Genomic DNA, 20,035 nt, shown 5'->3' on the forward strand with positions numbered 1-20,035 from the left:
GTCGATCGCAGTGAAATCGCTGTGCGGCGGGGGCGCGAGAGCCTGTCCCAGCGGTTTGTCCAACCCTTTGAAAAAAACCGGCTCGTCCGTATCTTAGTCAACGCCGACCTCAGCCAGGCAGCCGATCCTGGGGGTTCTCATGCCGCAGTCAGAACCTTTAAGCGCACCCACGGACGATCAGACCGGACAGGAGGGCCGTCCGGCAAACAGAACCGCTGCGGCCGTCGAGAACGCGCCACAAGCCGCAGCCACCGACTCCGCAGAAACCACCGAAGCCCCCTCGGTCACCTCGGTCACCAAGGAACTCGCCCACCGCACCACGGAAGCAGACGTCTTCCCCGTCCGGTGGCGCCGCATCTCCGAAACCCGCTTCCGCTTCACCGCTCACTGGCCGGCCGACCACGCCTTCTTCGGGCCCGTGGACGACCGCCACCAGGACCCGATGGTCGTGGGCGAAACGTTGCGGCAGGCCTCGATGGTGCTCGCGCACGCCGAGTTCGGCGCCCCCGCGGACACCCACTTCGTCATGTGGGACCTGACGGTCCACACCGACCCGTCCGCGCTCCTGCTGTCGGACGCGGCACAACCGGTCGAGATCGACGTCGTGTGCTCCGAGATACGCCGTCGCGGTCGCGGCCTGCACAGCATGCGGACCACGATGGAGTTCCGCCGCGCGGGACGCTTCGTCGCCCGCGGCACCGGCAGCACCGGCTGCACCTCGCCGCTCGCCTACCGCCGGCTGCGGGCCGCGCAGTTGGCCGAAGTGGGCACCCCGGTTCCGCTGCTGCCCGGCATATCACCGGCGCTGGCCGGCCGCTCCCGCGCCGAGGACGTCGTCCTCGCCCCCGCCGACCGCCCCGGCGTCTGGCGGCTGCGCGTGGACACCGGCCATCCGGTGCTCTTCCCGCGGCCCAACGACCATGTGCCGGGCATGGTCCTGTTCGAGGCGGCCCGCCAGGCAGCGACCGCCGCCTCCGGTCGGCACCCTTTCCTGCCCCGCTCGATGGCCGCGACCTTCTCCCGGTACGCGGAGCTGCACAGCCCGTGCTGGATCGAGACGGAGGTGCTCGACGAGGGGCCGGGAGATCCCGGAGAGACGACCGTACGGGTCTCGGGGCGGCAGGACGGCGAGTCCGTCTTCAGCGCCACGCTGACCTGCCCGCTACCGGCCCGGGTACGGTCCCTGTCGTGACGGTCGACCTTCTGATCACGGGCACCAGCGGCTTCGTCGGCAGCAGGGTCGCCGCCGCCGCAGAACGGCAACCCGGCGTCCGGGTCCGGCACTTGTCACGCCGTACCCCACCGGAGGCCGGCCCCGGCGCGTTCGTCCACGGCGACCTCGGCGACCCGCCCTCCCTGCGCGGCAGCTGCGCGGGCACCGACGTCCTGGTGCACTGCGCCACCCGGATCGGCGGCGACGCCGGGACCGTCGAGGCCATGAACGACCTGGGCACACGAGCCCTGGTCGAGGAGGCCGTGCGCGCCGGGGTGAGCCGGATCGTGTACGTGAGCACGGCCGCCGTCCACGGCCGGGGCCCCTTCCGCGGTGTACGCCCCGGGGAGGTGCCGATCGCGCCCGCGTCGGCCACCAGCCGCACCCGGGCCGCCGCCGAACGGCACGTCCTCGACGCGGGCGGTCTGGTGCTGCGCCCGCACCTCGTGTACGGCGAGGGCGACCGGTGGGCCGTCCCCGGACTGGTGTGGCTGCTGGGCGAGTTGTCGACGACGGCCCTCACCGGCTGTGCGGCGCTCCAGTCGATGATCGACGTCGACAGCCTGGGCCGTGCGGTGGTGGCCGCCGCCCTGTCCCCGGCGCACGACGGCGGTGTGCACCACGTCAACCACCCCGAGCCGGTGAGCGTCCCGGACCTGCTCGGGGCCGTGGGCACGCTGCTGGAGGAGCCCGGCGGCGGCGCGGCGGTGGACGTCGCCACCGCCCTGGACCGGGCCGCCGGGAAGCCGCTGGCCCTCCATCACCTCGGCATGCTCACGGTCGACCACTGGTTCGTGGACGACGCCTTCTGGAAGGACCTCGACTGCTCGCCCGGCGAGGGGTTCGCGGCCGAGTTCAGACGCGCGGCACCCTGGTACCGCTCGTTCCTCCGAGGCCGGAGAGCTTCCTGATCGCCTCCGCCTCCTCCGGACGCGGACCCGGCTGCGAACCGGCACCGCGGCCGTGCAGCAGCACGGGCAACTCCTGGTGCCCCGTGGAGATGATGGACCGCAGCCGCTGCGGGGGCCGGGACGGATCGGCCAGGGCCAGCCGCGGGAACCGGTCGAACAGGGACGTCAGAGCCACCGTCGCCTCGGCCATGGCGAGGGGCCGGCCCAGGCAGTGGTGCACGCCGTGGCCGAAGGACACGTGGTCGCGGCTGGTGGACCGGGTGACGTCGAACCGTTCGGCGTCCGGGCCGTGCCGCTCGGGGTCGCGTCCGGCACCGGCGAACGAGACCACGACCGGGTCGCCCTTCGGGATCGTCAGACCTGGCTCGATCTCGATGTCCTCGACGGCGTAGCGCAGTCCCGACATGGCACCGGGCGCCTCGAAGCGCAGCGACTCCTCGATGGCGTCCTCCCAGGTCACCTGCCCGGTGCGGACGAGTTCGAGCTGGTCGGGGTGGGCGAGCAGGCTGTGCACGGTGTTGTCGATGAGGTTGACGGTCGTCTCGAAGCCCGCGGTGAGCAGCAGGATCAGGTTGTCCATCAACTCCTGTTCGCTGAGGCTGCCTTCGTCGTGCGCGGCCATCAGGGCCGTCGTCAGATCGTCGGCCGGGTGCTCGCGCTTGTACTGGAGGAACGCGGTCAGCGTGCCGTACAGCTCGACCCCGTTGGCCTGGGCGTCCTCCAGGGTGATCGCCGTGTCGAAGAAGCGGTTGATGATGCGGTAGAGGGCGCTCCGCGGGCCGTCTTCCCCCGGCGGCACGCCGAAGAGTTCGCACACCACCTCATGCGGTATCGGCGCCGCGAACCCCGCCCGCAGGTCGACGACTTCGCCCTCCGGGATCCGCTCCAGGTCGTCCAGCGCCCGGTCGACGATCTCCTGGACGCGCGGCAGCAGCGCGTCGACACGGCGCTTGGTGAAGGCGGCGGCCATCGGCCTGCGCAGCCGGCTGTGGTCGGTGCCGTAGGCCGTGACCATGTTGCGCACCGACACCCAGATCGCCAGCGGCCAGGTGCGGGAGATGTCCCCGTTGATCCAGGCCGGCCAGTGCTGGAAGGCGTCCTTGCTCGTCTCGGGGCCGGCCAGGAGCCGTTTGTTCAGCTCCAGGCCGTTGATCCACCACGCCCGTACGCCGCCCGGGAGTTCCACCTCCACGGCCGGTCCCTGGGCCCGGATCCGGGCTATCTCGCCGTAGAGATCCTGGCCGGACGGGTCGATCGCCAGGAAGGGGCAGGCGTGCTGTGCCATGACTCATCGCTCCTCGGTCCAGAGGCTGGGGAACCATCGTGCGATCCAAGTGACGAAAAAACTTGGCATCCGGTTTGTTTTGGCCACCACTTCACCCGCTGTCGGCCATGGGAGGGGCCGACCGGCGCCCGCCGGGACGCCCTGCTACCGCAGCGCGAGTCCCGCCCGGCCCGGCTCCTCCAGCGCCCCGTCCGCCGTGTCCGCCTCCCTGCCGACGTCCGCCTCCCCGTCGGCGTGCGGGTCCGCGTGGTCCGGCCCGGTCCCGGCCGGGTCCAGTGCGCCGGCCAGGTGTGGTGCGGCCACGCACGGCAGGAGCAGGTGCCACAGGTCGGTCAGCGAGGGGCGGGCGAGCCAGCCGGGGTCCTCCCGGGCCAGCACCTCGATGCCGGTCGTGGCGGCGAGGACCACGGCGCTGGAGCGGTGGGGCGGCATCCCGGCGGCGAGTTCGCCCCTGCGCTCCGCCTCGGCCAGCAGCTCGTGCACGCACTCCCGCCACTCCCGGCGCAGGTCACGCACCCGCCCGGCGACCGCCTCGGCGTTGAGCCGCAGCCCCGCGCGCACCACGATGTCGGCGCACAGCAGCCGGGCGACGTGGTGCGTGACGTCCACGAGGCGCTGCAGGGCGCACCCGTCGCCGCCGCGGCCCCGGGCCGCGACCCGGCGCAGCGCACGGGCGGCCGCGCGCTCGACGGCTTCGGCCACGGCGGCCTTGTTCGCGAAGTGGAAGTGCAGCGCGCCCGAGCTGACGCCGGCTCCCGCGCTGATCTCCGCAAGACTGGCCCGGATGTATCCCCGCGCCTCGAACTGCTCGGCCGCCGACCGGATCAGCGCGAGACGGGTCCGGACGGCCCGGTCCTGTTTGGTCACCCCTGGCTCCCGTGGAGGGCTCTGATGGCGACGCAATGAAACCAACTCGCTGGTTTTTGCACAACGCGCTCCCGGGCCGAGGGGGTTCGGTCCGGCCGTCACCGCCTGCCGCCCCCGCCGGGAGCGGGTCGGCCGGGCCCGGCCGACCCGCTCCTACGCCCGCAAGTACGCCAGCACGGCCAGCACCCGGCGATGCGTCTCGTCCGCCGGTGGCAGGTCAAGCTTGGTGAGGATGCCGGAGATGTGCTTGCCCACGGCCGCCTCGGAGACGACCAGTTCGCGCGCGATCGCGCCGTTGGACCTGCCCTCCGCGATCAGCGCCAGCACCTCCCGCTCACGTGGGGTGAGCCGCTCCAGCGGGTCGCGGCGGCGGCGCAGCAACTGCCGTACGACCTCGGGGTCGACGACCGTGCCGCCGTCGGCCACCTCGCCGAGCGCCTCGACGAACTCCTCGACCTGACCGACCCGGTCCTTGAGCAGATAGCCGACGCCCGTGCCGTCACCGGAGTCCAGCAGCTCGGCGGCGTACCGGCGCTGCACGTACTGGCTGAGGACCAGGACGGGCAGCGTGGGCCGCTCCTGGCGCAGCCGTACCGCCGCGTGCAGGCCCTCGTCCTGGAAGCCGGGCGGCATCCGCACGTCCGTCACGACCACGTCGGGCGCGTGCTCCCCGACGGCCGCGATCAGTGCCCCGGCGTCCCCGACGGCCGCGACGACCTCGTGTCCGCAGCGGCCGAGCAGCCCGACGAGCCCGTCCCGCAGCAGCACGCTGTCCTCGGCCAGGACCACCCGCAGCGGTCGCTCAACTCGCAGGGTCACAAGGGATCTCCACACGCAGCAGGGTCGGTCCGCCGGGCGGACTGGACAGGGAGAGTCTGCCATCGAGCACCGACACCCGGTCGGCGAGTCCGGTCAGCCCGCTGCCCTCCCCGGCCCGCGCACCACCGCGCCCGTCGTCGCGGATCGACAGGACCAGCCGGCCGCTGCGGTACCCGCCGCTCACTTCCGCCCGGCTCGCCCCGCTGTGCCTGCCCACGTTGGCGAGCGCCTCGCACACCACGAAGTACGCGGCGGCCTCGACGGCCTGGGAGAACCGCCCGGGCAGCTGCAGATCGACGTCCACGGGCACCGCCGAGCGGTCGGCGGCGTCGGCGACGGCGGCTTCGAGGCCGTAGTCGGCGAGGACCTTGGGGTGGATGCCGTGGATGAGTTCGCGCAGTTCCTCAAGGGCCGTGCCCGCCTGAGCATGGGCCTTGGCGAGCTGCTCGGCCAGCGGACCCGGCGGGGCGTCCAGCCGGGCCAGGCCGAGCGTCATGGTCAGGGCGACGAGCCGCTGCTGCGCCCCGTCGTGCAGATCGCGCTCGATCCGCCGCCGTTCCGCCTCGAACGCGTCCACCAACCGCACCCGGGACCGGGCCAGTTCGACCACCCTTGCCCCTAGGTCGGCCTCGCGCGGCGCGACCAGCAGCCGGGCCAGCCCGGCCCGCGCACCGGCGGCGACGCCCAGCAGGTAGGCGCCCAGACCGAGCAGGACCAGCCCGAGGACGGCACACCCGACGGCAGCGGGCCAGGTGGTGACCAGCCACAGCTTGAGGACCTTCGCCTCGCCCAAGACGGCCATGAGCACGGGAGTCGCCACCACGGAGAGCGGTCCCAGCAGGAAGACGGCGAACGCGAGGGCGTCGACCGGCCACAACAGCCCCGCGAACAGCAGGGCGTGGCCCAGCTCCCGCCAGGTGGCCCGCTCCCGCAACCGGGTCGACAGCCAGGCCCGCAGCCCCGGCTCCCGGGGCGCCTCGTGCGGGTCGGACGCCGGCTCCGCGTCGACCAGCCGCAGCCGGAACCGCTCCACCGCCGCCACCGGAATGCCCGCCAGGGCCGTCCCGAGCAGCAGGGGCAGCCCCACCAGCGCGAGGGCGAGCACCCCGCCGGCCGCCACCGAGACCGCGATCCCCACGAGCACGACGACACCGGTCACCGCGCCGGTGAGCAGGTATGCGGCCGACCGCCACGGCCACGCCGACAGCGGATAACCGGGGCGGGACATGGCCTGCCACACGTTCCGAGGATGCATGGGGATCACCGTAGAAGCGGGCCGGGGCCCCGGCCATGGGCTCGGACGGAGGCCCGGAGGTATGCCTGGCCCTACCCCAGTTCTAGGCCCCGCCGCACTGCGCACACCCGCCCCCGCCCGGTTTGGTGGAAGCGACACCGACACCAGGGGGAACCCATGACACACGACGCCGTCCGGCTGGACTCGGTCACCAGGACGTACGGGCCCGTGACCGCACTCGACGAGGTCTCCCTGGCGTTCCCCGCCGGGACCTTCACCGCCGTCATGGGCCCCTCCGGCTCCGGCAAGTCGACCCTGCTCCAGTGCGCCGCCGGCCTGGACCGGCCGACCTCCGGCTCGGTCAGCCTCGCCGGCACCGAACTGGCCGGGCTGAGCGAGCGCCGGCTGACCCTGCTGCGCCGCGAGCGCGTCGGGTTCGTCTTCCAGGCGTTCAACCTGCTGCCCTCGCTGACCGCCGAGCAGAACGTCGCCCTGCCCCTGCGGCTGGCCGGCCGGCGCGTTGCCAAGGCCCGGGTGCGCCAGGCGCTCCAGCAGGTCGGCCTCGCTGAACGAGCCCGGCACAGACCGTCCCGGCTCTCCGGCGGCCAGCAGCAACGTGTCGCCCTGGCCCGCGCGTTGATCACCCGTCCCGACGTGCTGTTCGCCGACGAACCGACCGGCGCCCTGGACACCGGCACCGGCCGCGAGGTGCTCGGGCTGCTGCGCGGCATGGTCGACCGCGAGGGCCAGACCGTCGTCATGGTCACGCACGACCCGGTGGCCGCCGCGTACGCCGACCGCGTGGTCTTCCTCGTCGACGGGCGTGTCCACGGGGAGTTGACCGGCCCGAGCGCCGACACCGTCGCCGCGCGCATGACCCGCCTGGAGGCCGTGCCGTGCTGAGCGTCGCCCTGCGCACCCTGCGCACCCGCTGGGCCACCTTCACCGGCAGCTTCGTCGCGCTCTCGCTGGGCGTGGCGCTGCTCACCGTGACGGGCCTGGCCCTGGCCTCGTCGGCCACCGCCCCGGAGCGCGCCCCCGAACGCTTCGCGGCAGCGCCCGTCGTGGTCAAGGGACAGGACACCCTGCGCGTACCGACCCCGATCGGCGCCCGCGAGTCCCGGCTCGCGCACCCGCGTCCCGTACCGGCCACGACCGTCGCGCGGTTGCGGAAGCTGGGCCGGGTCGTCGAGGACCGGGCGTTCCCCGTACGAGCGGAGGGCGGCCCCGCCGACCTGGTCGGCCACCCCTGGTCCACCGCCGCGTTCGCCCCCTACGACCTCGCCACCGGCCGGGCACCGCGCGCGGCCGACGAGGCCGTCGTCACCGGCGACCGGGCACACCCGGGTCAACGCCTGCGCACCGACCGGGGCACCGTACGCGTCGTCGGCACACTCACCTCGCGCGGCTTCGAGAACGCCGTGTTCTTCACCGACGCCCGAGCAGCCCGACTCGCGCCGCCGGTCACGCAGTTGGTCGTCGAGGCCGACCCGGCAGCCGTGCGGGCGGCGGTGGGCGGCAGCGCCCAGGTCCTCACCGGGACCGCGCGCCGCCTCGCCGACGCCGATCCCGGCCGGGACAGCGAGGCCCTCACGGCGATGAACTCCCTGTTCGGCACGGCAGGCGGCGTCACCGCCTTCGTGTCGGTGTTCGTCGTGGCGTCGACCTTCGCCTTCGCGGTCGCCCAGCGGCGCCGGGAGTTCGCCCTGCTGCGCACCGCCGGGGCCACTCCGGGCCAGATCCGCCGGACCGTCCTCGCCGAGGCCCTCGCCGTCGGCACCCTCGCCTCGGCCGCCGGCTGCGCGCTCGGCTCCCACGGGGCACCGCGCCTCGCCGCCTGGGTCGTCGCCAACGGTCTCGCCCCGGCCTGGTTCACCATCGGCGACCACACCTGGCCGTACCACGCGGCCTTCTGGACCGGCCTGCTCGTCGCACTGTGCGGAGCGACCGCGGCGTCCTGGCGGGCCGGCCGCACCGGCCCCACCGAGGCACTGCGGGAGGCCGCGGCGGAGAGCGGCACGATCACCCGGGGCCGCCTGCTCTGCGGCACTGTCCTGCTGCTGACGGCCGTGGTGACCCTGGGCCTGTCCCTGGCCGGCGACCCGGCCGGTCTGCTGCACCGCAAGTCCTTCGTCAGCCGCCCGATGCTGCTGATCACCGCGGCCGCCCTGCTCTCCCCGCTGGTGCTGCGCCCCCTGACCCGGCTGCTGACGTGGCTGCCCGGTGCCTGCGCCCTGCTGGTCCGCGAGAACACCGCCGCCGGGATGCGCCGCACCGCCGCGCTCGCGGCGCCCGTCCTGGTCACCGTCGCCCTCGCGGGTTCCCTGCTCGGCGCCACCGCGACCCTGAACCGGGCGAAGAGCACCGAGACGAGTGAGCGCACCACCGCCGCCTTCGTCGTGACCCCGCCGGCCGGCACCGGCCTCGACGCCGCCGCCCTGCGCAGACTGCGCGCCGTCCCGGGCATCGAGACGTCACCGACGTCCTCGACGGCCGTCCACGTCCTGGAGGACGGCGTGGCACTCATCCGCTCCGAGGCCCGCGCCGCCACCCCCGGCCCCCTCGCGGCCACCACCCGCCTGCCCCTGGCCGCCGGCGCGGTGAGCGACCTCGACGACGACTCGATCATCGTCAACGAGGAGTGGCAGCGGCACCGGGTGGGCGACCGGGTCCGGGTCTGGCTCGGCGACGGAACGCCGCGCACCCTGCGGATCGCCGCGGTGATGCGCACCGGCACCGGCGACAACGGCGTCTACGTCACCCCGCGCAACGCCCCGGGCGCCACGATCGACCGGATCGACGTGGCCCTGACCGCCGGAGCGGACCCGGGAACCGTCGTCACCGCACTCCGCCGGGCACTCGGCACCGGCAACGGCCAGGTCCTCACCCGCGCGGAATGGATCCGGGCCACCCGCCCCGAGGCACACCGCACCACCCGCCTCGGCCTCCTGCTGGTCCTCGGCATCGCCCTCCTGTACACGGGCATCTCCGTGGCCAACACCATGGTCATGGCGACGTCCGACCGGGCCCGCGACCTGGCCGCGCTGCGGCTGGCCGGCGCCACCCGGTGGCAGGTCCTGAGGCTGACCTGCGCCGAGGCCCTGACGGTCGTGGCGGCCGGTGCCCTTCTCGGTCTCCTGGTCGCCGCCCTCAATTTGGCCGGCCTGGCGAGCGCCCTCGCCCTGCTGTCGGCCCCGGTCACGATCGAGCTCCCCTGGCAGGCCCTCGGCACGACGACGGCCGTCTGTGCCCTCCTCGCCGTGACCTCCGCGATCGTCCCGGCCGCCCTCGCCCTGCGCCGCCGCCCGGCACAACCGGCGGGCGTACGGGCGTGACGCCCCGAGGGCAGGTCCATTTCATGATGAAACCGATAACCTGGCAGCCGTGAAACGGACCTCGTTCGACACCTGGCCCTGCTCCATCGCCCGCACCGCCGACATCCTGGGCGACGCCTGGAGCCTGCTGGTGCTGCGCGAGGTCTTCTACGGCGAATCCCGCTTCGACGGCTTCATCGGCTCGCTCGGCATCGCCCGCAACACCCTCACCGACCGGCTGCGGCGCCTGGAGTCCGAGGGCCTGCTGCGGCGACAGGCCTACCAGAGCGACCCGGTCCGCCACGAGTACCTGCTGACGGACAAGGGCCGCGACTTCTTCGGCGTACTCGCCGCGATCAACGCCTGGGGCGACCGCTGGCTGGCCGGCGACGAGGGCGCACCGGTGGTCCTGCACCACACGCCCTGCGACCACGACACCGAGGCCCGGGTCGTCTGCTCCCGCTGCGGCGAGCCGCTGCGCCACCAGGACCTGGCCGCCCGCACCGGCCCCGGCTACCCGGCCCGCCTCCTCGACGACCCGGCCGTACGCGAACGCTTCGCCCCCGGCCGGTCGCTGGGGGACTTGCGAGCCAACCAGGCCTGAGAGCTTCCTCACACGCGCGCGATCACGGGCGCCGCGAGACAACCGTCACATCCGCGGACACGAAAAAGGGGCGGCATCTGAACGATGCCGCCCCTTCGAGGGTGCGCGAGGGGGGAGTTGAACCCCCACGCCCTTGCGGGCACTGGAACCTGAATCCAGCGCGTCTGCCTATTCCGCCACCCGCGCATTGGGTGTGTCGTGGGCTCCTGCCCCTTGGGGCCCGGCGCCTTCCGACACCCAGAACATTAGCACGCGGGACGGGGTGGATTCACATCCGTTCTTCCGCAGGCAGACCCGCCTCCGAACCTTCGGTGCCCCGGCCACGTATCAACGGGTGGCGCTTCACGTATCAACCTCGTACCGGTACCCCCCGTCTCCCCAGGAGGCGGTCCGGGTCCACAGCCGGGTGCGGGACACTGGTCTTCAGCCGCCTCTACGATCCTTGTCAGGAGTACGCGAGAGCGGTTGCGCGGCAGCCGTACCACCGGAGGAGTTCGAAGGGGAGCTCCACAGGGAACTTCGTCATGCGTCGACACCCGTCGGCCGTGCTGACAGGGGGAACCAGCCGATCGAGCGGCGCGTGGATACGATCAGTAAGCAGTACCAGGCAAGCGGCCCGCAGGGCAGTACACAGGACGGCAGCGACGGAGGAGGTGCCCCATGGGAGTCCTGAAGAAGTTCGAGCAGCGTCTCGAAGGTCTGGTCAACGGCACCTTCGCCAAGGTGTTCAAGTCCGAGGTCCAGCCCGTGGAGATCGCCGGCGCGCTCCAGCGCGAGTGCGACAACAACGCCACCATCTGGAACCGCGACCGGACGGTCGTGCCCAACGACTTCATCGTGGAGCTGAGCACGCCGGACTTCGAGCGGCTCAGCCCCTACTCCGGCCAGCTCGGCGACGAGCTCGCCGGCATGGTGCGTGACTACGCCAAGCAGCAGCGCTACACCTTCATGGGCCCGATCAAGGTGCACCTGGAGAAGGCCGACGACCTGGACACCGGCCTGTACCGGGTGCGCAGCCGTACGCTCGCCTCCTCCAGCAGCCAGCAGGCCCCGTCAGGCGCCGCCCCGCCCGCCGGACGTCCCGGCGGCTACGGCTACCCGCCGGCCGCCGCGCCCGCGGGCGCCCCGCCCATGCCGTCCGCGCCGCCGCCCGGCGGCCGCCCCGGCGGGTACGGCTACCCGCAGCCCGCGGGCCAGCGGCCCCCGGCCGCCCCGGCGGCCGGCGGACGCACCCGCCACTGGATCGAGATCAACGGCACGCGCCATCAGATCTCCCGCCCGACGCTGGTGCTGGGCCGCAGCACCGACGCCGACGTGCGGATCGACGACCCCGGCGTCTCCCGCCGGCACTGCGAGATCCGGACCGGAACGCCCTCGACGATCCAGGATCTCGGATCCACCAACGGCATCGTGGTGGACGGGCAGCACACCACCCGCGCTACGCTCCGCGACGGCTCGCGGATCGTCGTGGGCAGCACCACCATCATTTACCGGCAAGCCGAAGGGTGAAGCGGGGGCAATGTCAGAGCTGACCCTCACGGTCATGCGGCTGGGTTTCCTGGCCGTACTGTGGCTGTTCGTGATCGTGGCCGTGCAGGTCATCCGGAGCGACCTGTTCGGTACGCGTGTCACCCAGCGCGGATCGCGACGGGAGGCAGGCCGTCAGCAGCAGGCCGCCCGCCAGGCCCCGCCGCCGCAGCGCCAGCAGTCCGCCGGCGGCCGCCGCGGCCGTAACGCCCCCACCAAGCTGGTCGTGACCGAGGGCACCCTCACCGGCACCACGGTCGCGCTCCAGGGCCAGACCATCACCCTGGGCAGGGCGCACGACTCGACGATCGTGCTGGACGACGACTACGCCTCCAGCCGCCATGCCAGGATCTACCCGGACCGCGACGGCCAGTGGATCGTCGAGGACCTCGGCTCCACCAACGGCACGTACCTGGACCGGAACCGGCTGACGACTCCCACACCGATTGCGCTGGGCGCGCCGATCCGCATCGGCAAGACCGTCATCGAGCTGCGGAAGTAGTGCTACATCATGGATAGGCGCGAGCGGAGCGAGCACGCAGTGGCGGGCCCCACCCCGGGCCCCGGCGCGCTCCCGACCGGAGGGTGGGCAGTGTGGCTCGACACGACCGGCTGTACCCGGAGCCGACAGGCGAGGTGCGCATGAGTCTGTCACTGCGCTTCGCCGCCGGATCGCACAAGGGCATGATCCGGGAGGGCAACGAGGACTCCGGGTACGCGGGCCCGCGCCTGCTCGCCATCGCCGACGGCATGGGCGGCGCCGCGGCGGGCGAGGTCGCCTCCTCCGAGGCCATCTCCACGATCGTCGCGCTCGACGACGACGTCCCCGGCTCCGACATCCTCACCTCGCTCGGCACGGCGGTGCAGCGCGCCAACGACCAGCTGCGCTCGATGGTCGACGAGGATCCCCAGCTGGAGGGCATGGGCACCACCCTCACCGCCCTGCTCTGGACCGGCCAGCGCCTCGGCCTGGTGCACGTCGGCGACTCGCGCGCGTACCTCCTGCGCGACGGCGTGCTGACGCAGATCACGCAGGACCACACCTGGGTGCAGCGCCTGGTCGACGAGGGCCGCATCACCGAGGAAGAGGCCACGACCCACCCGCAGCGCTCGCTCCTCATGCGCGCGCTCGGCAGCGGCGACCACGTCGAGCCCGACCTCTCCATCCGCGAGGTCCGCGCCGGAGACCGCTACCTGATCTGCTCCGACGGCCTGTCCGGCGTGGTGTCCCACCAGACCCTGGAGGACACCCTCGCCAGCTACCAGGGCCCCCAGGAGACCGTCCAGAACCTGATCGAGCTGGCCCTGCGCGGCGGCGGCCCGGACAACATCACCGTCATCGTCGCCGACGTCCTCGACCTCGACACCGGCGACACCCTCGCCGGGCAGCTGTCCGACACCCCGGTCGTGGTCGGCGCCGTCGCCGAGAACCAGCACCAGCTGCACGACAACGGCATCATGCAGACCCCCGCCGGCCGCGCCTCCGGGCTCGGCCGCCACGGGCACGGCCAGGGCGGCGGAGGCGGCGAGTTCGGCCCGCCCGGCTCCGGCGACACCACCGGCTACATCCCGGCGGCCGGATTCGACTACGACGACGGCGACTTCACCAAGCCCCGCAAGAAGGGCCGCTGGCTGAAGAGATCCCTCTACGGCGTCCTCGCGCTGGCCGTCGTCGGCGGCGGTCTGTACGGCGGCTGGCGCTGGACGCAGACGCAGTACTACGTCGGCGCCGAGGACGAGCACGTCGCGCTGTACCGGGGCATCAGCCAGGACCTGGCGTGGGTGTCGCTGTCGAAGGTCGAGAAGGACCACCCCGAGATCGAACTCAAGTACCTGCCGCCCTACCAGCAGAAGCTGGTCAAGGCGACCATCGCCGAGGGCGGTCTGAAGAACGCCCAGGCGAAGATCCAGGAACTGTCGGTGCAGGCCTCCGCGTGCAAGAAGGAGGCGCAGCGGCGCGAAGCCGAGAGCGAGAACAACGCCAAGACCGGCGAAGGCGAGGCCGGGGGCACCACGGGAACCACTCCCGCCTCCTTCACGTCCAAGGCCACACCGACGCCGAACCCGTCGAACCCGTCGGGCTCGCCGTCGACGCCTGAGAAGTCCACGCCCCCGACCACGACCGCACCCACTCCCAGCCCCGGCCCCAGCCTCTCGGAGGAAGAGCAGAAGGTCGTCTCGCTGTGCGGTAAGCAGTAGGCAAGCCGTGAGAGGCCCCGTTAGAAGATGAGCGGTACGAATACGTCGCACTCGCCGACGCACCACACGTCCACCATCGGCGCGATCGGCGCACCGAGCAGACGCAACACCGAGCTGGCACTGCTGGTGTTCGCCGTCGTCATCCCGGTGTTCGCCTATGCCAACGTCGGCCTGGCCATCAACGACTCGGTGCCGCCGGGCCTGCTGAGCTACGGCCTCGGACTCGGCCTGCTCGCGGGCGTCGGCCATCTCACCGTGCGGAAGTTCGCGCCGTACGCGGACCCGCTGATGCTGCCGCTGGCGACGCTGCTGAACGGGCTCGGTCTGGTCGTCATCTGGCGCCTGGACCAGTCCAAGCGACTCAGCAACTACGCCGAAGCCGCACCGCGCCAGTTGCTGTACTCGGCGATGGGCGTCGCCCTGCTGGCGGTCGTAGTGATCTTCCTCAAGGACCACCGTGTCCTCCAGCGCTACACCTACATCTCCATGGCCGGAGCGCTGTTCCTGCTGATCCTGCCGCTCGTGCCGGGACTCGGCGCGAACATCTACGGCGCCAAGATCTGGATCAAGATCCCCGGCCTCGGCACGCTCCAGCCCGGTGAGTTCGCCAAGATCGCCCTGGCGGTCTTCTTCGCCGGCTACCTCATGGTCAAGAGGGACGCCCTCGCCCTGGCCAGCCGCCGCTTCATGGGCCTGTACCTGCCGCGCGGCCGCGACCTGGGTCCGATCCTCGTCGTCTGGGTCATCTCGATCCTCATCCTGGTCTTCGAGACCGACCTCGGTACGTCCCTGCTGTTCTTCGGGATGTTCGTCATCATGCTGTACGTCGCCACCGAGCGGACCAGCTGGATCGTCTTCGGTCTGCTGATGTCCGCGGTCGGCGCCGTCGGTGTGGCGAGCTTCGAGCCGCACATCCAGACGCGTGTGCAGGCCTGGCTCAATCCGATGCGCGAGTTCGAGCTCTCCCGCGCTGGCGTCCAGGACGGCGTCGTCCACTCCGAGCAGGCGATGCAGGCCCTGTGGGCGTTCGGCTCCGGCGGCACGCTCGGCACCGGCCTCGGGCAGGGCAACTCCGACCTGATCGGCTTCGCGGCCAACTCCGACTTCATCCTCGCCACCTTCGGCGAGGAGCTCGGCCTGGCCGGCGTCATGGCGATCCTGCTGCTCTACGGCCTGATCATCGAGAGGGGCGTACGCACCGCGCTCGCGGCTCGCGACCCGTTCGGCAAGCTGCTGGCCATCGGCCTTTCCGGCGCCTTCGGCCTCCAGGTCTTCGTCGTGGCCGGCGGTGTCATGGGCCTCATCCCGCTGACGGGCATGACGCTGCCCTTCGTGGCCTACGGCGGTTCCTCCGTGATCGCCAACTGGGCCCTGATCGGCATTCTGCTGCGCATCAGCGACACCGCCCGGCGCCCGGCCCCCGCTCCCGCCGCCAACCCCGACGCCGAGATGACCCAGGTGGTCCGCCCGTCATGAACAAGCCACTGCGCCGGATCGCGATCTTCTGCGGCCTGCTCGTCCTGGCACTGCTGATCCGCGACAACTGGATCCAGTACGTCAAGGCCGACGAGCTGAGGACCGACACCAAGAACCGACGCGTCTCGATCGAGCGCTACGCCTCGCCGCGCGGCGACATCATCGTCGGCGGCAACCCCATCACCGGGCACGCGACGACCACCTCGGGCGACTACAAGTACAAGCGCACCTACAAGGACGGGCCCATGTGGGCACCCGTCACCGGCTTCGTCTCGCAGGCCTTCGGCGCCAACCAGCTGGAGTCCCTCGAGGACGGCATCCTCACCGGCAACGACGACCGGCTCTTCTTCCGCAACACGCTCGACATGCTGACGGGCAAGAAGAAGGAGGGCGGCAACGTCGTCACCACGCTCAACGCCGCCGCGCAGAAGGCCGCGTACAACGGCCTGAAGAAGCAGGGCGGCAAGGGCGCGGTGGTGGCTCTGGAGCCGTCCACCGGCAAGATCCTGGCGCTGTCGTCCTACCCGTCGTACGACCCGTCGTCGATCGCCGGCAACAGCACCAAGGACGCCGAGGCCTGGAAGAAGCTGGACAAGAAGAACAACCCGGACGACCCGATGCTCAACCGGGCCCTGCGCGAGACGTACCCGCCCGGTTCCACCTTCAAGGTCCTCACCGCGGCCGCCGCCCTGGAGGACGGGCTGTACACGGACGCGGACCAGAAGACGAAGTCGCCGCTGCCGTGGACCATGCCGGGCACCACGACCGTGCTGAAGAACGAGGGGAACATCCCCTGCGAGAACGCGACGCTGCGGGTGGCGCTCCAGTACTCCTGCAACACCGTCTTCGGCAAGATCGGCTCGGACCTCGGCAACGAGAAGATGCTGGCCGAGGCCAAGAAGTTCGGCTTCACCGAGGAGCAGTTCACGCCGGTCCGCTCCAGCGCGTCGGTGTTCTCCGACAACATGAACCCCTCGCAGACCGCGCTGTCCTCCATCGGCCAGTTCAACACCGCGGCCACCCCGCTCCAGATGGCCATGGTCGCCTCGGCCGTCGCCAACAACGGCACCCTGATGAAGCCGTACATGGTCGACGAACTCCAGGCCCCCAACGTCGACACCATCGAGAAGACCGAGCCGGAGGAGATGAGCAAGCCGATGTCGGCCGAGAACGCCCAGATCCTCCAGTCGATGATGGAGACCGTGGTCGAGAAGGGCACGGGCACGAACGCCAAGATCCCCGGCGTCAAGGTGGGCGGCAAGACCGGTACCGCCCAGCACGGTGTCGACAACAGCGAGAACCCTTACGCGTGGTTCATCTCGTACGCCAAGGGGGCCGACGGCAGCTCGCCGGTCGCCGTGGCGGTCGTGATCGAGGACGACAACGCCGTCCGTGACGACATCTCCGGCGGCGGCCTCGCGGCGCCGATCGCGAGGAACGTGATGGAGGCGGTCATCAAGAGCAAGCAGTGACCCCGCTCACGTCTGCTTCACATCGGTGCACGTTGCGATACCGGTCCTGTATCGGCTGACGAGCTTGGCCAGGTCACACAAAGCGAGCCGGGTACGGTAGGCCCGGACGGCAGCCTCCGACCGTACAAGCTTCCGGTCGGGACCGACGGAGAGGGCTGGTAGGTAGCTATGGAAGAGCCGCGTCGCCTCGGCGGCCGGTACGAACTGGGCCAGGTGCTCGGGCGTGGTGGCATGGCGGAGGTCTACCTCGCGCATGACACCCGCCTCGGACGCACCGTGGCGGTGAAGACGCTGCGCGCGGATCTCGCGCGTGACCCTTCCTTCCAGGCCCGGTTCCGCCGGGAGGCCCAGTCGGCCGCCTCGCTCAACCATCCCGCGATCGTCGCGGTCTACGACACGGGCGAGGACTACATCGACGGGGTCTCGATCCCGTACATCGTCATGGAGTACGTAGACGGCTCGACGCTCCGCGAGCTGCTCCACTCCGGCCGCAAGCTGCTGCCGGAGCGTGCCATGGAGATGACCATCGGCATCCTCCAGGGCCTGGAGTACGCCCACCGCAACGGGATCGTCCACCGCGACATCAAGCCGGCGAACGTCATGCTGACGCGCAACGGCCAGGTCAAGGTGATGGACTTCGGCATCGCCCGCGCCATGGGCGACTCCGGCATGACGATGACGCAGACGGCCGCCGTCATCGGCACCGCCCAGTACCTCTCGCCGGAGCAGGCGAAGGGCGAGCAGGTCGACGCGCGGTCGGACCTCTACTCCACCGGCTGTCTGCTCTACGAACTCCTCACCGTGCGGCCCCCGTTCGTCGGCGACTCCCCGGTCGCCGTCGCGTACCAGCACGTACGTGAAGAGGCCCAGGCCCCGTCGGTCTTCGACCCCGAGATCACGCCCGAGATGGACGCGATCGTCCTCAAGGCACTGGTCAAGGACCCCGACTACCGCTACCAGTCGGCCGACGAGATGCGCGCCGACATCGAGGCCTGCCTCGACGGCCAGCCGGTCGCGGCCACGGCCGCGATGGGCTCGGTGGGCTACGGCGGCTACCCCGACGACCAGCCGACGACGGCCCTGCGCGCGGACTCCGGCGCGGGCGCCACGTCGATGCTGCCCCCCATGAACCCGGACGACGGCGGCTACGGCTACGACGACCGCCCCGACCGGCGCCGTGGTCAGCAGCGCAAGTCCAACACCTCGACGATCCTGCTCGTGGTGGCGGGCATCCTGGTGCTGGTCGGAGCGATCCTCATCGGGCGGTGGGCGTTCAGCGGCAACGGAGGCGCGAGCGACGACACGCTCGCCGCGCCCAACTTCGTCGGTGAGACCCAGCAGAACGCCAAGAAGCTGGCCAGCAACGCCGACCTGGAACTGACCTTCTCCAAGAAGCCCTGCGAGGACCAGACCAAGGGCAACATCTGCTCGCAGGACCCGAAGGCCGGCGTCGACGTCAAGAAGGGCGACACCATCTCCCTGGTGGTGTCGACCGGGGCGCCGAAGGTGGCGGTGCCGAGCGTCGTCGGCGACAGCCTGGACGATGCCAAGGCGAAGCTGGAGGGCGACAAGTACGAGTTCGTGGTCGAGACGAAGTCGAAGGAGTCCACGGAGGACCCCGGCACCGTCCTCGAGCAGAACCCGGAACTGGGCGAGGAGGTGGAGAAGGGCACCACCATCACCCTCACCGTCGCCAAGGAGGCGGAGAAGTCCACCGTCCCGGACGTCCTCGGCCAGAGCTGTGACCAGGCCAAGACGCAGATGCAGGCCAGTAACCTGGTCGGCAACTGCACCGAGGTGGAGACCGACGACGACAACCAGGTCGGCAAGGTCATCGCGACCACACCGCAGGCCGGCACCTCCGTCGACAAGAACTCGTCGGTCAACATCCAGATCGGCAAGAAGAAGGAACAGCAGAAGACGCGCGTGCCCCAGGTCGTCGGCCAGACGGTCGGCCAGGCCAAGCAGACCCTGGCGGCGGCCGGTTTCACGAACATCCAGTTCGCGGGCGGCAGTGACCAGAGCGACACCGCCCTCGTCTCCGGTCAGGACCCGCAGGGCAACCAGGAGGTCGACGACCCCGCGGGGACGACGATCACCCTCCAGACCGTCGGCTTCGGGAACAACGGCGGCAACAACAACGGCGGTAACGGCAACGGCGGCATCTTCGGCGGCGTCACCGGCCGCGACGAGGACTGACCCGGCGGGTCGTACCCGGCCAACGGCAGGGCCCCGGCGCCTCGACAGGGTGCCGGGGCCCTGCCGCGTCAGGCCCGCTGCCAGGTCCCGAAGTGCCGGTGCAGGGCCGCGAGTGGTACTCGGCGCGCTGCTTCAGCGCCAGGGCTCCACCAGGAGATCGGTCACCGCAGTTCCTTCGGGGGTGTGCGGTCCGCGTTGACCTTCTCGACCCGCTCCAGCTCGCCCCACACGATGTACCGGTACGTGCTCGTGTACACCGGCGTGCAGGTCGTCAGGGTGATGTAGTGCCCGGGCTTCTTCTTGCCGGACTCCTCCGGGACCGCCGAGAGGACCTTGACGTTGTACTTCGAGGTCTCGGGCAGGATCGCGTAGACCTTGTAGACGTACCACTTGTCCTTCGTCTCGAAGACGATGGGGTCGCCCTTCTTGATCTTGTCGATGTTGTGGAACTTGGCGCCGTGACCGTCCCGGTGGGCCGCGAGGGCGAAGTTGCCGTTCTTGCCCGACATCGGCAGGGCCGCCTTGACCGGATCGGTGTAGTACCCGGCGACACCGTCATTGAGGATCTTGCTCGACGTGCCCTTCTCGACCAGGACCTCGCCGTTCTTCATCGCCGGCACGTGCAGGAACCCGATGCCGTTCTTGGTGTCCAGCGCACCGGGGCCGCCCTGGCCGTGGGCCCAGTCGTCACGGACCTTGTCCGCCTGCTTCCCGGCCGCGCGGTCGGCGACCACGTTCGTCCACCAGAGCGAGTAGGCGACGAACAGGCCCAGGACCAGGCCCGCGGTGATGAGGAGTTCCCCGAAGACACTCACCGCCATGGCGATCGGGCCGGGACGGCGCCGGGCCGCGGACGGCCGGGACGCCGTCGCGCCGGTGTGCTCTTCGTGCTCCGTGTCGGTGGTCGCTGCCACT

At 71.4% G+C, this 20,035-nt stretch carries 16 protein-coding genes and 1 tRNA gene; 11 read left to right on the forward strand and 6 right to left on the reverse strand.

Going from position 1 to position 20,035, the window contains the following annotated elements; all coding sequences use genetic code 11:
• Positions 1-139 precede the first annotated feature (139 nt).
• Both SCNRRL3882_RS20165 and SCNRRL3882_RS20170 read left to right on the forward strand, forming a co-directional pair.
• On the forward strand, positions 140-1,192 hold the full coding sequence (locus SCNRRL3882_RS20165) for a ScbA/BarX family gamma-butyrolactone biosynthesis protein (protein WP_010032560.1): 1,053 nt from the start codon (positions 140-142) through the stop codon (positions 1,190-1,192).
• The gene (locus SCNRRL3882_RS20170) at positions 1,189-2,124 is read left to right on the forward strand and encodes an NAD-dependent epimerase/dehydratase family protein (protein WP_010032561.1); all 936 of its coding nucleotides are present in this window, start codon (positions 1,189-1,191) and stop codon (positions 2,122-2,124) included. Before SCNRRL3882_RS20165 ends, SCNRRL3882_RS20170 begins: the two co-directional genes overlap by 4 nt.
• Here SCNRRL3882_RS20170 and SCNRRL3882_RS20175 read toward each other — a convergent pair.
• The 4 genes from SCNRRL3882_RS20175 to SCNRRL3882_RS20190 form a co-directional block, all read right to left on the reverse strand.
• Complete coding sequence (locus SCNRRL3882_RS20175; RefSeq protein ID WP_010032564.1) at positions 2,069-3,409, reverse strand: cytochrome P450 family protein; 1,341 nt, start codon at positions 3,407-3,409, stop codon at positions 2,069-2,071. The genes SCNRRL3882_RS20170 and SCNRRL3882_RS20175 overlap by 56 nt on opposite strands.
• Before the next feature lie 144 nt (positions 3,410-3,553).
• Complete coding sequence (locus tag SCNRRL3882_RS20180) at positions 3,554-4,276, reverse strand: ScbR family autoregulator-binding transcription factor (protein ID WP_010032569.1); 723 nt, start codon at positions 4,274-4,276, stop codon at positions 3,554-3,556.
• A gap of 153 nt (positions 4,277-4,429) precedes the next feature.
• A complete protein-coding gene (locus SCNRRL3882_RS20185; RefSeq protein WP_029180671.1) occupies positions 4,430-5,089 on the reverse strand; it encodes a response regulator in 660 nt (219 codons plus the stop codon).
• Entirely contained in the window at positions 5,079-6,350 is a 1,272-nt protein-coding gene (locus tag SCNRRL3882_RS20190) for a sensor histidine kinase (RefSeq protein ID WP_231911151.1), read from the reverse strand. Before SCNRRL3882_RS20190 ends, SCNRRL3882_RS20185 begins: the two co-directional genes overlap by 11 nt.
• A gap of 156 nt (positions 6,351-6,506) precedes the next feature.
• Between SCNRRL3882_RS20190 and SCNRRL3882_RS20195 the strand changes: the two genes are divergently transcribed.
• Genes SCNRRL3882_RS20195 through SCNRRL3882_RS20205 form a run of 3 tightly spaced genes read left to right on the forward strand, consistent with a single transcriptional unit; the run spans position 6,507 to position 10,247 of the window.
• A complete protein-coding gene (locus tag SCNRRL3882_RS20195) occupies positions 6,507-7,232 on the forward strand; it encodes an ABC transporter ATP-binding protein (protein WP_010032575.1) in 726 nt (241 codons plus the stop codon).
• A complete protein-coding gene (locus SCNRRL3882_RS20200; protein ID WP_010032578.1) occupies positions 7,226-9,664 on the forward strand; it encodes an FtsX-like permease family protein in 2,439 nt (812 codons plus the stop codon). Before SCNRRL3882_RS20195 ends, SCNRRL3882_RS20200 begins: the two co-directional genes overlap by 7 nt.
• A gap of 49 nt (positions 9,665-9,713) precedes the next feature.
• Entirely contained in the window at positions 9,714-10,247 is a 534-nt protein-coding gene (locus SCNRRL3882_RS20205) for a winged helix-turn-helix transcriptional regulator (protein WP_010032580.1), read from the forward strand.
• A gap of 102 nt (positions 10,248-10,349) precedes the next feature.
• Here SCNRRL3882_RS20205 and SCNRRL3882_RS20210 read toward each other — a convergent pair.
• Positions 10,350-10,433: transfer RNA gene (locus SCNRRL3882_RS20210), tRNA-Leu, on the reverse strand.
• 474 nt (positions 10,434-10,907) lie between these two features.
• Between SCNRRL3882_RS20210 and SCNRRL3882_RS20215 the strand changes: the two genes are divergently transcribed.
• The 6 genes from SCNRRL3882_RS20215 to pknB all read left to right on the forward strand — a co-directional run bounded on the left by SCNRRL3882_RS20215 (position 10,908) and on the right by pknB (position 19,120).
• Positions 10,908-11,756, forward strand: a complete 849-nt coding sequence (locus SCNRRL3882_RS20215; RefSeq protein ID WP_010032581.1) for an FhaA domain-containing protein — start codon at positions 10,908-10,910, stop codon at positions 11,754-11,756.
• A 10-nt stretch (positions 11,757-11,766) separates the two neighbouring features.
• Complete coding sequence (locus SCNRRL3882_RS20220) at positions 11,767-12,276, forward strand: FHA domain-containing protein FhaB/FipA (RefSeq protein ID WP_010032584.1); 510 nt, start codon at positions 11,767-11,769, stop codon at positions 12,274-12,276.
• A gap of 140 nt (positions 12,277-12,416) precedes the next feature.
• Positions 12,417-13,973, forward strand: coding sequence for a Stp1/IreP family PP2C-type Ser/Thr phosphatase (locus tag SCNRRL3882_RS20225; protein WP_040902362.1), 1,557 nt, complete (start codon positions 12,417-12,419; stop codon positions 13,971-13,973).
• 27 nt (positions 13,974-14,000) lie between these two features.
• Positions 14,001-15,449: an FtsW/RodA/SpoVE family cell cycle protein gene (locus tag SCNRRL3882_RS20230; protein WP_010032586.1), complete on the forward strand. Its 1,449-nt coding sequence runs from the start codon at positions 14,001-14,003 to the stop codon at positions 15,447-15,449.
• The gene (locus SCNRRL3882_RS20235) at positions 15,446-16,921 is read left to right on the forward strand and encodes a peptidoglycan D,D-transpeptidase FtsI family protein (RefSeq protein ID WP_010032587.1); all 1,476 of its coding nucleotides are present in this window, start codon (positions 15,446-15,448) and stop codon (positions 16,919-16,921) included. Before SCNRRL3882_RS20230 ends, SCNRRL3882_RS20235 begins: the two co-directional genes overlap by 4 nt.
• A gap of 168 nt (positions 16,922-17,089) precedes the next feature.
• On the forward strand, positions 17,090-19,120 hold the full coding sequence (gene pknB, locus SCNRRL3882_RS20245) for a Stk1 family PASTA domain-containing Ser/Thr kinase (RefSeq protein ID WP_010032588.1): 2,031 nt from the start codon (positions 17,090-17,092) through the stop codon (positions 19,118-19,120).
• Positions 19,121-19,281: 161 nt separating this feature from the next.
• Here the strand turns inward: pknB and SCNRRL3882_RS20250 are convergent, their stop codons facing one another.
• The gene (locus tag SCNRRL3882_RS20250; protein WP_010032589.1) at positions 19,282-20,034 is read right to left on the reverse strand and encodes a class E sortase; all 753 of its coding nucleotides are present in this window, start codon (positions 20,032-20,034) and stop codon (positions 19,282-19,284) included.
• Between the last annotated feature and the right edge of the window lies 1 nt (position 20,035).

It is taken from the genome of Streptomyces chartreusis NRRL 3882 (assembly GCF_900236475.1).
GTDB classification, from domain to species: Bacteria; Actinomycetota; Actinomycetes; order Streptomycetales; family Streptomycetaceae; genus Streptomyces; species Streptomyces chartreusis_D.

Excerpts from the sequence above, each read along its gene's own strand:
- SCNRRL3882_RS20165 (WP_010032560.1), top strand. The coding sequence starts at position 140 with ATGCCGCAGTCAGAACCTTTAAGCGCACCCACGGACGATCAGACCGGA.
- SCNRRL3882_RS20175 (WP_010032564.1), bottom strand. The coding sequence starts at position 3,409 with ATGGCACAGCACGCCTGCCCCTTCCTGGCGATCGACCCGTCCGGCCAG.
- SCNRRL3882_RS20190 (WP_231911151.1), bottom strand. The coding sequence starts at position 6,350 with ATGCATCCTCGGAACGTGTGGCAGGCCATGTCCCGCCCCGGTTATCCG.
- SCNRRL3882_RS20195 (WP_010032575.1), top strand. The coding sequence starts at position 6,507 with ATGACACACGACGCCGTCCGGCTGGACTCGGTCACCAGGACGTACGGG.
- SCNRRL3882_RS20215 (WP_010032581.1), top strand. The coding sequence starts at position 10,908 with ATGGGAGTCCTGAAGAAGTTCGAGCAGCGTCTCGAAGGTCTGGTCAAC.
- SCNRRL3882_RS20220 (WP_010032584.1), top strand. The coding sequence starts at position 11,767 with ATGTCAGAGCTGACCCTCACGGTCATGCGGCTGGGTTTCCTGGCCGTA.
- SCNRRL3882_RS20225 (WP_040902362.1), top strand. The coding sequence starts at position 12,417 with ATGAGTCTGTCACTGCGCTTCGCCGCCGGATCGCACAAGGGCATGATC.
- SCNRRL3882_RS20230 (WP_010032586.1), top strand. The coding sequence starts at position 14,001 with ATGAGCGGTACGAATACGTCGCACTCGCCGACGCACCACACGTCCACC.
- SCNRRL3882_RS20235 (WP_010032587.1), top strand. The coding sequence starts at position 15,446 with ATGAACAAGCCACTGCGCCGGATCGCGATCTTCTGCGGCCTGCTCGTC.
- pknB (WP_010032588.1), top strand. The coding sequence starts at position 17,090 with ATGGAAGAGCCGCGTCGCCTCGGCGGCCGGTACGAACTGGGCCAGGTG.